Source organism: Eubacterium sp. AM05-23, from assembly GCF_003477535.1.
Lineage (GTDB): Bacteria > Bacillota > Clostridia > Eubacteriales > Eubacteriaceae > Eubacterium > Eubacterium maltosivorans.
Genome location: NZ_QUDF01000002.1, coordinates 191,096 through 203,554 on the forward strand (window position 1 = coordinate 191,096; position 12,459 = coordinate 203,554).

The 12,459-nt window shown below is 47.2% G+C and carries 11 protein-coding genes; 6 read left to right on the forward strand and 5 right to left on the reverse strand.

The features are described from left to right. Positions 1 to 40: 40 nt before the first annotated feature. Entirely contained in the window at positions 41 to 1,618 is a 1,578-nt protein-coding gene (locus tag DW091_RS03110) for an ABC transporter substrate-binding protein (RefSeq protein ID WP_118517377.1), read from the reverse strand. A gap of 115 nt (positions 1,619 to 1,733) precedes the next feature. Beyond that, complete coding sequence (malQ, locus tag DW091_RS03115; protein ID WP_118517378.1) at positions 1,734 to 3,257, reverse strand: 4-alpha-glucanotransferase; 1,524 nt, start codon at positions 3,255 to 3,257, stop codon at positions 1,734 to 1,736. 336 nt (positions 3,258 to 3,593) lie between these two features. Here malQ and fsa point away from each other — a divergent pair, with 336 nt between their 5' ends. Continuing rightward, positions 3,594 to 4,247 carry a fructose-6-phosphate aldolase gene (fsa, locus tag DW091_RS03120; RefSeq protein ID WP_074616640.1) on the forward strand — a complete coding sequence of 218 codons (654 nt, stop codon included), beginning with the start codon at positions 3,594 to 3,596 and terminating at the stop codon, positions 4,245 to 4,247. A gap of 88 nt (positions 4,248 to 4,335) precedes the next feature. Here fsa and DW091_RS03125 read toward each other — a convergent pair whose 3' ends face one another. The 3 genes from DW091_RS03125 to DW091_RS03135 form a co-directional block, all read right to left on the reverse strand. Beyond that, on the reverse strand, positions 4,336 to 5,400 hold the full coding sequence (locus DW091_RS03125) for a DUF2776 domain-containing protein (RefSeq protein ID WP_058695455.1): 1,065 nt from the start codon (positions 5,398 to 5,400) through the stop codon (positions 4,336 to 4,338). Between the two features lie 92 nt (positions 5,401 to 5,492). Continuing rightward, positions 5,493 to 6,149, reverse strand: coding sequence for an HAD hydrolase-like protein (locus tag DW091_RS03130; protein ID WP_118517379.1), 657 nt, complete (start codon positions 6,147 to 6,149; stop codon positions 5,493 to 5,495). Between the two features lie 114 nt (positions 6,150 to 6,263). Then, on the reverse strand, positions 6,264 to 6,545 hold the full coding sequence (locus DW091_RS03135; protein WP_118517380.1) for a hypothetical protein: 282 nt from the start codon (positions 6,543 to 6,545) through the stop codon (positions 6,264 to 6,266). 125 nt (positions 6,546 to 6,670) lie between these two features. On the opposite strand from DW091_RS03135, the gene uvrC reads away from it, so the two are divergent. The 5 genes from uvrC to prfA all read left to right on the forward strand — a co-directional run bounded on the left by uvrC (position 6,671) and on the right by prfA (position 12,417). Further along, positions 6,671 to 8,569: an excinuclease ABC subunit UvrC gene (uvrC, locus tag DW091_RS03140; protein WP_118517381.1), complete on the forward strand. Its 1,899-nt coding sequence runs from the start codon at positions 6,671 to 6,673 to the stop codon at positions 8,567 to 8,569. Continuing rightward, positions 8,566 to 9,561 carry an HPr(Ser) kinase/phosphatase gene (gene hprK, locus DW091_RS03145; RefSeq protein WP_082669356.1) on the forward strand — a complete coding sequence of 332 codons (996 nt, stop codon included), beginning with the start codon at positions 8,566 to 8,568 and terminating at the stop codon, positions 9,559 to 9,561. Before uvrC ends, hprK begins: the two co-directional genes overlap by 4 nt. Further along, a complete protein-coding gene (locus DW091_RS03150; protein WP_058695452.1) occupies positions 9,558 to 10,313 on the forward strand; it encodes a phosphatase in 756 nt (251 codons plus the stop codon). Before hprK ends, DW091_RS03150 begins: the two co-directional genes overlap by 4 nt. A gap of 140 nt (positions 10,314 to 10,453) precedes the next feature. Further along, positions 10,454 to 11,314, forward strand: a complete 861-nt coding sequence (locus DW091_RS03155; protein ID WP_118517382.1) for a DegV family protein — start codon at positions 10,454 to 10,456, stop codon at positions 11,312 to 11,314. Between the two features lie 29 nt (positions 11,315 to 11,343). Further along, positions 11,344 to 12,417, forward strand: a complete 1,074-nt coding sequence (gene prfA, locus DW091_RS03160; RefSeq protein ID WP_074616645.1) for a peptide chain release factor 1 — start codon at positions 11,344 to 11,346, stop codon at positions 12,415 to 12,417. The last annotated feature ends 42 nt before the right edge of the window (positions 12,418 to 12,459 follow it).

Here is a 12,459-nt window from a genome sequence, read left to right on the forward strand (position 1 = left end):
AATAAAAAAGCTCCGCGTCTGCGGAGCTTTCTGAGCATTATTATTGGAGTTCGGCATCATAGAAATGGTAACGGTAGATGCTGGTAACTTCGAAGTTTTTAACATTGTCGCCTAACAGGTAGAACATGGTGTCATTATACAGTGGAATAGCACCATAATCTTTGTGTGTCAGGATTTCATCGGCTTTTTCATACAATTCCTGGCGTTTGCTTTCGTCCTTTGTCTGACGCGCCTGGTTGATGAGATCGTTGAAATCCGGATTGTTGTATTTGTTGGATACCTGCTGGGTAGTTGTGGCAGACATACGCTGGTAGATCATACCGTCTGGATCGACATAATCGGTATACCAGTTGCTGACTGTCAGATTGAGGGAACCGCTCTTGTTCATATCGTTGTAGCCTGCGTGGTCAACCTGAGACAGTTCGATATTGATACCGGCTGCTTTTGCCTGATCCTGAATTGCAGTGGCCACCTTGATCAGTGTCTGGTAATTGGTTGAACCAACTACAGGAATGGTAATACCGTCCGGGTAACCGGCTTCTGCCAGTAATTTTTTTGCTTTTTCCGGATTGTATTCATATGCTGGAAGGGAGTCATTGTATCCGAGCAGGCCCTTAGGAATAAAGCTTTTGGCCGGGGTAGCGGCGCCGGATAACAATTCGTCGCACAGAGCTTCGCGGTCTACCGCGTAGGACAGTGCTTCTTTAATTCTTGAATCGGTATAAATTTCATTGTTCGGGCTTAAATAAACAAGGCCGACTGGGTTGAAGCTGTGCATTTTGTCTTTGACAGCATCGTTGCTTGTAACGGTTTCGTATTGTCCGGTATCCAGCATGACAAAATCACAGTTGCCCTTCTGGAATTCCATAACCTGAGTGTTCAGGTCGTTTACGAACTTAAAGCTGACACCGTCAAGCTTTGTTTTATCGCCGTGGTAATCGTCAAAGCGTTCCATTTCAATGCCCTGGCCTGCAGTATAGGAGGTCATTTTGAACGGACCGGTACCGTACAGGACAGTACGTCCCCAGTCTCCGCCAGCTTCTTCACAGGCTTTTTCAGGGAAGATTACAGCATATGGAGCGGATAAGGCGGCTTCGAAAGGTGCGTAGGGCTGCTGAAGAACGATATCGAAGTGCGTATCATCTTTGATTTTAAAGCCTTCAAGAGAATCGGCTGTGCCGTCTTCAAGGGCTTTAAAGCCAACGACCTGGTCAAACAGTGAGCCCATGAGACCTTTTGTGATTAAGCGTTCATAGGAATACTTAACATCAGAAGACTTCAGGGTTTCGCCGTTATGGAATTTAACACCGTCTTTAAGCTCAAAGCTGTAAGTCAGGCCGTCGTCGGAAACGGTCGGCATCTGCTTAAGCAGCTGTGGGTCCAGGGTTGTGTCGTTGTTCAGGCCGATGAGTGTTTCGCAAGCCTGGTCTGATACCATAATCAGGTACGCCTGAGTACCCATGTTGGTGTCGATTGGAACATTTGGGTCCTGCATGACAACACGCAGGGTATTGCCGCTACTGCTGCTGCTTGAAGCACCTTTGTCGCCGCAGCCAGCTACGGTAAAGACAAGCGCTAAAACCAACAGTAAAGCAGCCAGTTTTTTCATACTTTTCATATTCTCTCTCCTCTATAAAATATTGAAAACTGTTTACAGAAGGTGAAAATGCTCAATTCACACCCTGTATGATAACGATTTTACCATAAAATCTGCTCTTTGTCGAGAGAGCGAATCAGGGAATGCGTTTGTAAATTTCATTCATAGAGCGTATCCAGGAGATATCAATGGTATCCAGAGCGTCGTGGGTAATCCGGAAGCTCCAGTTGCCGTCGGCACAGCCAGGGCAGTTCATTTTTGTGTCGCCGCCAAAACCGCAGAGGTCCTGAATGGGCAGAACGGCAAGGCTGGCGCAGCTTTGCCACAGACAGCGGATGAAATGGTGGCAGGATGGGCTTTCGGGGCCCCCTTCCTGCCATTCGTTACCGCCGCAGGGATAATTGATATATTTTAAAGCATAGTCACGTTTGTAAGGGGGGAGTTCCCACAAAAAGCCAAGCAGTGTGTTGTTGTCATGGGTTCCTGTGTAGGCAATGCTGTTTTCCACATAATTATGCGGCAGATGCTGGTTGTTGCCGTCCTCGATAAAGCCAAACTGCAGTACACGCATACCGGGGAAGCCGGTTTCCTGAAGAAGATTAAAAACGCCCTCATCCATTACGCCCAGGTCTTCGGCGATAATGCGTGGCTCCTTAAAATCGAAAGCGTTGAAAACCGCGTTGAAGAAGTCCATGCCCGGACCCTCCAGCCATTTACCGTTTCGCGCGGTTTTAGCAGTGCCGGCAACGGCCCAATAGGCGGAAAACCCTCTGAAGTGGTCGATTCTGACCGCATCATAGATCTCAAGGGAGCGGCCAATACGGTCGATCCACCATTTATAGGCCGAAGTTTTCATGGCAGTCCAGTTGTACAGGGGATTGCCCCACAGCTGTCCGTCGCAGCAGAAATAATCCGGCGGCACCCCGGCGATATGGTTTGGCCGGCCCTCTGGATCGAGATCAAAGAGATCCCGGTGCGCCCAGACATCGGAGCTTTCCAGGGAGACATAAATGGGCATATCCCCGATAATCTGGATACCGTTGTCGTTGGCGCAGCACTTTACAGCATTCCACTGCTTAGTGAACTCGTACTGAAGAAACTCATGAAACAGAATCTCTTCAGCGTAGGTCTCCCGGGCTTCCCTCAGGGCCTCGGTGTGGTGGTCTCGGAGACCGATGTCTTCCCAAAGGTACCAGTCTTTCCCGCCAAATTGTTTTTTCAGTGTCATGTAAAGAGCGTAATCTGGAAGCCAGTGTCGTTCCTTATCCTCAAATGCTTTAATGTCAGATTTTATCTGGTCATTGATGCGGCTGAAAGCTTTTTGAAAAAGACTGGGGCGGGTTTCATCCAGCCATTCATAGGCGGCGCTGTAGGGGTGGCTGTACTCACTGGCCCTCAGTTCGTCCTGAGTCAGGAGGCCTTCTTCGGCCAGTATTTCGAGGTCGATAAAAAAGGGATTACCCGCAAAGGCGGAAGGGCTTTTATATGGCGAATGGCACTCGTCTACCGGGCACAACGGCAGGGTTTGCCAGTAGGTAAAGCCCATTTTTTTTAAAAGATTGATGAAAGAGCAGGCCTCTTTGCCAAAGGTTCCGATACCGTATTTACCAGGAAGTGATGAAATGTGCATTAAGATACCGCTTGATCGTTTAAAGCTCATGATAAATCCTCTCGTTATAAAGTTATATATGTATTTAAGACTTTAATAGTTTATCATACCAGTCAACACTTGTAAATGTTTGCACACCTGTGGTATTTATCCGGAAATATAATTTTTATTTCATTATATTTACAAAAGTAAAAGTAATTTGAAAGATGAGCAAAAATGCTTAAAGACCTTGACATTGGTATTACATCGTTATATACTGTATGTGTAAACAGAAATGATTTCTTGTAAGTTGCGAAATATTTTTAAAAATGTAAAAATAATTTGTTTATTTAAGAAATTGTGTAGGAATCTGTTATTTTGAAATTCAAGTAAAAATGGAGGCTGAAAATGAAATTTTTCCTGGATACTGCTAATGTAGAAGATATTAAAAATGCAAATGACATGGGTGTTATCTGCGGTGTTACAACCAATCCTTCCTTAATTGCAAAAGAAGGCCGTGATTTTAATGAAGTAATCGCAGAGATTGCTTCGATTGTTGACGGACCGATCAGCGGCGAGGTGAAGGCGACTACTACCGACGCTGAGGGAATGATCGCAGAGGGCCGGGAAATTGCTAAAATTCATAAAAATATGGTTGTCAAAATTCCAATGACTGCAGAAGGTCTGAAGGCTACCAAGGTATTGTCCGCCGAAGGAATCAAGGTTAATGTCACATTGATTTTTACCGCTGCGCAGGCATTATTGGCCGCGAGAGCCGGCGCCGCTTATGTTTCGCCGTTCCTTGGACGTCTGGACGATATTTCCACACCTGGCGTGGAGCTGATTGAGACCATCGCGGAAATTTTCGAGGTTCAGGGAATTGAGACTGAAATTATCTCTGCCAGCGTCCGTAACCCGATCCACGTGATCGACTGTGCGAGAGCCGGGGCAGATATTGCGACTGTGCCGTTTGGCGTTATTATGCAGATGACCAAACACCCCTTAACCGATCAGGGAATTGAAAAATTCCAGGCAGACTATAAAGCTGTCTTCGGAGAATAGTAAATTGCGACCCCATTTTAAATTTTAATATTAAACCTCATAATAAGAAAACCCCAGCTGAATATTTAGCTGGGGTTTTCTTACTATATCACTCGCTGGAACCGGAGGTGCCAGATTCCAAAATGGAAACAATCGAGTAAAGCGTAAAGCAAACGGCGCCGAGGCCGACCATCACGCGGGCGGGAACAAAGAAGGCAGAATTGAAGAGCTCTGCTTCAAACAGGAAGGCGGCCGTAAAGAGGCAGAAAAGGGTGGTTATGATCGGGATCAACGGAATACGCTTGGCGAGGGAGAAGGTCTGACGCCAGACGGAAGCGAGGAGAATAACCTTGCTTGAGATGCTGTAGCAGATAAAACCAAGACCGATCAATACCCAGCCTGGAGCGATCCACGCCGGTGTTTTTTGAACCAGCAGTATGCCAATGCCCAGAACAACGTTGATGGAGCCTAAAATTAAAACGAAAATCGTCCATTTCCAGCGCTCTCTGTCTGTAAAAGTATTTTGTATCTGACGGACCACCGAGGCTACCAGTGCGATCAGACTGGCACAGACAAGGGAGGTGCCAAAAAGAACGTGGCCGGCCACAAAGTATTCAGAGCTCAGTCCAGCCGATATCAGTACAATGCTCCGGATCAACCCCACGAGGGCGCAGAAAGCCGGAATGGCAATGAGAATTTTGGCTGTGTTTTCACTAAAGGCGCCCTGGGGCTTGTCGCCGGGCTGTAACTTATTGGAATTGGCCGGGATAAAAAGAAAGCGGGTAGAGGATGTGGCCACAGTGGTGACACAGCATGCAATCAGGCCTACACCAAAGATAATGTTGCCAGAAACAAAGTAAGCAGTGTTGATGGTATGAAGATTCCAGTAGTAGATGCCCATGCCGACAGTAAAAAGACTGACAGCATAGCCGAGAACAGGCAGAAACCATTTAAAAAAGCTGCTGTACCGGTTGATGAGCTGGCGGATAATGGTAGCGGCTGTACAGTACAGTGCGATACAGATCGCGGTCAGTGAGATCAGCACATGGCCGGCCACCAGATAGCTGGAACCCAGAGCAGTTCCGAGGGTAGTGACATAGATGCCGTAGCTAAAACAGATTGCCCCCATTAAAAGGGGGATGAGCCTGAAAAAGATACTCATAAAATAATTCATAATAAAAACCTCCAAAGGATAAAGTTGAATGACGGTAATTTATATACCCTTTAGAGGAGCTGAGTATCTTTTTTTGGAAAAACCTTAAAGTCCTAACAATGGTCGAAAAACTGGATCAGATCATCGACAAAATAGGCGATAAAAACAGGGTTGTAGGCCTCAATTTCCTGAGCGTTTTTAAAACCAAAGCCATACTCAACGCCGATAAAATCTACACCGCTCTGCCCCGCGCCGGTGGCGTCATAGGCGCTGTCACCGATCAGAACAGCCTCTTCTGGTTTGACACCGAGGTCCTCGAGAACCAGATTGACGATATCAGATTTGGTCAGAGATTCGGCCATGTCAATGCCTCTGACAGAGTCAAAACAGGAAAGCATACTGGCCGCGGCCAGTGTCGCCTCAGTAATATCCTGACGTTTGAGGGTAGCGACCCCCAGTTTGTGACCGGATTCCCTCAGCATTGCGAGTAAATCAGGCATACCGTCATACGGGCGGGCTTCCTTTACGCCTTGCTCACTCTGGTATTTTCGATGGTGGACAACGGCCTTTTTGGCGGTGTCATCGTCGATGTCGTAGTGCTTTTTATAAGAGAAAAGAGTGGGCGGTCCAACATACTCCGGAAGGGTGGTATCGTCGACTGGTGTAAAGTGCATCCGTTTTTCAGTGAAACGGACAGCATTGTAGATACCCTCAGAAGTATCGAGCAGCGTACCGTCCAAATCGAAAATAATCGCAGTGTATTCTTTCATAAATGAACTCCTTATCTTATGGGATGCTTAATTATACCATAGTAAAATGAACAGGCGCAATGATAATAAAAGACCGATACACCTGAGTGCAGCGGCCTGTGACGTTTTCAGATTTTAAAATTTAACCCTGTCGGGTATTGTTTGAATGGTTTGTATGTTATAATTGTTAAAGTCTACGGAATCATAGCTCTGCTTTAAAAGGGCTTTGGCTTCCCGGATGATTTCTTTTTCAGAGAGTGGCAGACGGATATCCCGAATTTCGATGATATCAAGCGGGTCATCCTTGACTGTTTTGGTTAAGGTGTAGCCGCCGTATATTTTAGGAATGATCTTAACTTCGAAGCTGCCGTTTGACAAAATGGTGTTTTGACCATCAATTATAACTGTTTCAAACATAGGAACACATCCTTTCGTGTATAAGTAACTGCATTATTTATAGATAGATTATACCAAATGGAATGGAAAATAAAAGTATTTCTTGGCAAAAAGTAGAAAAATCTTAAAAAATTTCAGGAATAGACATGTACGATCGCAATAAACTAAAAGATATACCACAAAATCCCGGCGTTTATCTGATGAAAAATGCCGCGGGGGATATAATATATGTCGGAAAGGCTATCAATCTGAGAAACCGTCTCCGGCAGTATTTCCAAAACTCTAAGAACCTGACGCCGAAGACGGTCACTCTGGTATCCCATATCTGCGATATTGAGACCATCGTGGTGGACAGTGAGCTGGAAGCGCTGATTCTGGAGTGTAACCTGATCAAGGAGCACCGGCCAAAATATAATATTCTGCTAAAGGATGATAAAAGCTATCCCTACGTCAAGGTTACACTGGAGGATGAGTACCCCAAGGTCATTATGACCAGAGAACACAAAAAGGATGGCGGCAAGTATTTCGGCCCCTTTACCAGCAGTTTTGCGGTAAAGAAAACCATCGAAGCCATTGGAAAGCTGTACCCTCTTCGGCGCTGTAACCGCAAGGTAGCCTTTGGGGAAAAGAACGGACGGCCCTGTCTCAATTATTATATCGGGCAGTGCTGCGCGCCCTGTCAGGGCGATGTGCCAAAGGAAGAATATATGGCTTACATCAGCGATATCCTGTCCATCCTCAATGGAAAGGATAAAGAGCTGGTTTCAACTCTTGAGGAAAAGATGAGTGAGGCGGCCCAAAATATGGATTATGAGCTGGCCGCTAAGCTGAGAGACCAGATTTACGGCATCCAGCATATTGTAGAAAAACAGAAAATTATCGTAAGCAACCAGCAGGACCAGGACATTATTGCGTTTGCAAAGGACGAAGACCTGGCCTGTGTTCAGGTCTTTAACGTTCGTGACGGAAAAATGCTGGGCAGGGACCATACTTTCCTCGAGGGGGTGGAGGAATCCACGCCGGAGGATATTATGACAACCTTTGTCAAGCAGTATTATTCCTCAAAACCGTTTATTCCCAGGGAAATTATTCTGGGTGCGCCGCTGCTTAAGGACGAAGAAGAGACCATCGCTGAGTGGTTGGCTGAGCTGCGCGGCGCAAAGGTGGTTCTCACACGGCCTCAGAAGGGCCAGAAGTCCAAAATGACACGGATGGTGGAGGAAAATGCAGAGCTTACCCTCAAGCAGTACGAGCTTGAAAAACGTCAGAAGGAGGAAAAGAAAAAAAGCCGCCTGGACGCTTTCAAGGACCTGCTCAGAATGGACCACACGCCTGAGAAAATTGAAGCCTATGATATCTCAAATATCAGCGGTACCGACAATGTAGGCGGTATGGTTGTCTTTCAGGGGGGTAAGCCAGACAAAAAAGCTTACCGCCGGTTTAAAATAAAATCAGTGGATGGGCAGAATGACTATGCCAGTATGCAGGAAATGATTTTCAGGCGTATCGAGCGCGGCATAAAGGAACAGAATGAGGGGAAAGACCCTAAAAAAAGCAGCTTTCTGCCCTTTCCGGATGTGTTCTGCATTGATGGCGGAAAGACCCATGTCGACGCAGTCCGGAGCATTTTACAGATGTACCCGGACGTTCATATTGAGGTCTGTGGTATGGTAAAGGACGATCACCACAGGATTCGCGGGATTATCTATAAGGATGAGGAGTATCCTCTGAAAAAATCCACACCGCTGTGCACCTTTTTGAGTGATATCTCGGAGGAGGTTCACCGCTACGCCCTGGGCTACCACCAGACGCTGCGGAAAAAAGGAATGCTGGAATCCCGGCTGGAAGAAATCCCGGGAATTGGAAAGAAGCGCCGTGAGCTGCTTATGCGGCACTATGGCAGCCTTAATAATTTGAAGAAGACAACATTGGATGAGCTTAAAACCCTGCCAGGCATGAGTGATAAGACCGCTCAGGCAGTTTTTGACTATTTCAATGATGATGAGCATAAAACAAAATCTGAAGAAAAGAGAGAGAATAAATGAACGAAGAATCTTTAGGATGTATGAATCTTGCGGAATTTTGTAAAGACCTGAATCTTGAGGAAATTTACAGTCCAGTCGATGAGTTTGATCTTTATGACAGCGGTCTGAACCGCCCGGGACTTCAGCTTCATGGCTATTATGAATATTTTGACGCCAAGCGTATCCAGATTATCGGGAAGGTTGAGACTTCCTATCTGCTGAGCCTCGACCCCAAGCTGCGTGAAAAACGAATTGATGACTTTTTCTCCTATGATTTTCCGTGTGTGATTATCTGCTGGGATCTGCCGGAGGCAGAGATTTTTGAGGCGGCAGCTGAAAAGCATGGGCGTATTCTGTTGAGAAGCAAAGAAAAGACATCCATTTTCTTTTACCATTTAATTGACTATATCGACCGTAAAACCGCACCGATGATCAGTATGCACGGCGTGCTGGTAGAGGTCCACGGCGTGGGCGTTCTGATTACAGGCCCAAGCGGCATTGGTAAGAGTGAGACAGCCCTGGAGCTTATTAAGCGGGGGAGCACCCTCATTGCTGACGACGTGGTAGAGGTCAGCAATCATCAGGATCGTGTGCTGAGCGGTACAGCGCCTGAAATGCTGCGGTATTATATGGAAGTCCGCGGAATTGGTATTATCGACGTGAGAACCCTGTATGGCGCAAAAGCTGTTAAGCAGTCCGTGGAGGTGGATATGGTCATAAAGCTTGAAAACTGGGATGAGACCTCTCCCTATGACCGGCTTGGTCTGGATGAGGAGACACAGGATATTCTTGGAATCGAGGTACCGCTGGTAACCATTCCGGTTTCAGGAGGACGGAACCTGGCGGTAATTATAGAGACAGCTGCGATCAACAACCGTATGAAGGCGTTGGGGTTCCGCTCTGCCCAGATCTTCTGCGACAAGGTCGCAAAGCACAACGAAGAGGTTGCGGAAGCGCGTAAAAAACAGGAAGAAAAAGAAAAGCAGAAAGCGCTTAAGGAGGAACAGAAGTGAGAAATTACGTACTGGACGGACACACACATACACTGGCCTGCGGCCATGCCTACTGCACATTGATGGAGCTGGTTGAAGCCGCATCCAGAAGGGGGCTTGAACTGTTCTGCCTGACAGAGCACGGTCCTGAAATGCCAGGATCTTCGGGTGAAATGTTTTTTGCCAACTACCGGATTATTCCGCCGGTGATCAATAACGTGAAGGTGCTGAAAGGCATGGAGTCTAACATCATGGATAAGGACGGCGCCATCGATGTGCCCGAGCGGATTGCGGGACGCCTTGAGATCGTCTCCGCGTCCCTGCATGAGCCCTGCATCAGGCCGGGTTCAAAGGCAGATAATACCTCCGCGGTTCTGGGCGCTATTAACAATCCGCTGGTCGATTTTATCTGTCATCTGGGCAACCCGACCTACGAGCTTGACTACGAGGCTATTCTGCAGGAAGCGAAGCGGAAGGATACCCTCATCGAGATCAATAACGGTTCCTTTTTTATAAGACATGGCTCTAAGCCAAACTGTGTGGCCATCGCAAAGCGCTGTAAGGAGCTGGATATTCCAGTTATTCTGGGAACTGACACGCATTTCTGCACCGATATCGGCTATTTCCCTTACGCTGACAGGGCGCTGGATGAGGTAGGATTTCCCGATGAGCTGATCATTAATCTGGACACCAGACGCCTGACTGATTATCTGGAGGCCAAGGGACGAAAGCTTTTTGCTGATCCGAGAAAAGAAGCTGAAGAATTGTTTTAACAAAACGCTGCTTTTATGTTACAATAATAAACTGAGAAAATAATGAAAACCTGCCGCTGTCCGCAGATTAAGCACGCTGTGTCTCAAATATGCGGGCAGCGTTGGCAGTTACAGTGGAAAATAATGCAGAGAGGAAAGCAATGAGTATAAAAATATTAACCGATTCTGCCTGTGATATGCCGGCGGAAGAGCTGGAAAAGTATGATGTCGAGCTGATGCCTCTATACGTCATTGAGGGTGAAAAAACTTACCTGGACGGGATTGAGATCACCCCTGAGGTGCTTTACAGCAAAATGCGCCGGGGGGTCCATTACAAGACGTCGCAGATCCCCTATGCCGATTTTGTGAAGCGGTTTACCGAGCTGGCCGAGGCGTTAGTACCCTTTATGTACCTCAGCTTTTCAAGCGGTCTGTCAGGAACCTATCAGGCGGCCATGCTGGCCAAGCGGGACGTGCTTGAAAAATACCCCGACGCGAATATCGAAGTACTTGACACCAAAGCTGTGACGGGCGGCCTCGGCCTGATTGTGCGCGAGGTAGCCGAAGCGGCCCAGAACGGTGCCAGTATGGAAGAGCTGGTAAAGCTGAGCTGCTATTATGCTGCCCATATCCGCCACGTGTTCACCGTAACAGATCTGGAGTACCTGTACCGGGGCGGACGTCTGAATAAGGGAACGGCCATTGTCGGAAATATGCTTAAGATCAGCCCTTTGCTGGATGTAGACGAAAACGGCGAGCTCAGGCAAGTGGACAAGGCACGTGGGGAGAAAAAGCTGCTGAAAAAAATGGTGGAATACATTGAGGAAAAGGGCGATAAGCTGAGTGAACAGACCATTTATATCACCCATGCGGACAATATGCCCCTGGCTGAAAGCTTTGTGAAGATTGCCAGCAAGCATTTTAAGACAGACAACTTTAAAATCATGCCGCTTGCACCCATTATCGGCACCCACTCGGGGCCGGGAACACTGGCGGTATTTTTCTTCGATGAAGTGAAATAAGTGTAATAGAGGAGAAACAAAAGAATAGAATGTTAGAAAAGTTAGATTTTTTATCAAGTAAATATCAGGAACTCAATGAAAAAATAGCAGATCCCGATATTATTGCCGATCAGGCACAGTGGCAGAAGCTCATGAAGGAGCATGCCCATATCGAACCGATTATCAACCGTTATAACGAATATAAAAAGACCCTCGAGGGGATTGATGAAAGCAAGGAAATGCTGTCTGACAAAGGCATTGACAAGGATTTTGAAGAAATGTGCAAGGCTGAGCTGGAAGAACTGACCCAAAGAAAAGCAGCCCTTGAGGATGAACTGAAGGTTCTGCTGCTGCCGAAGGACCCTAACGACGACAAAAACGTAATTGTTGAGATCCGTGCGGGCGCAGGCGGAAGTGAGGCCGCTCTTTTTGCAGGTGATCTCTTCAGAATGTTCACCCGCTATGCGGAACGACAGGGCTGGAAATCAGAGATCATGAACTCCAATATTCCAGATATCGGTGGGATTAAGGAAATCACCTTTTCCATCGAAGGTCGCGGAGCCTACAGCCGCCTGAAATATGAAAGCGGGGTTCACCGCGTTCAGCGTATCCCGAGTACAGAATCCGGCGGACGAATTCATACATCTACCGCAACGGTTGCTGTGCTGCCGGAAGCAGAGGATGTGGAAATTGACATCAATCCGAATGATCTGAGAATCGACGTTTACCGTTCCTCCGGAAACGGCGGCCAGTGCGTAAACACCACCGACTCCGCGGTTCGGATTACTCACGAGCCCACAGGAATGGTCGTAACCTGCCAGGATGAAAAATCTCAGCTGAAAAATAAAGAAAAGGCCATGAAGGTTCTGAAGGCCCGCCTTTTTGAAATTGAAATGCAGAAACAGCAGAGTGAAATTGCTGAGAACCGTAAAAGCCAGGTGGGTACCGGTGACCGAAGTGAGCGTATCCGTACCTATAACTTTCCGCAGGGCCGTGTGACCGACCACCGTATCGGAATGACGGTTTATCAGCTGGAGGCTTTTCTGGACGGCGAAATTGACGAAATGGTCGACGCCCTGATTACCAGCGACCAGGCAGAAAAGCTGAAGCAGCAGGGAGAATAAAGACGGCGGAACACAGGCATCTCTATATGATGCCTTTTTTAT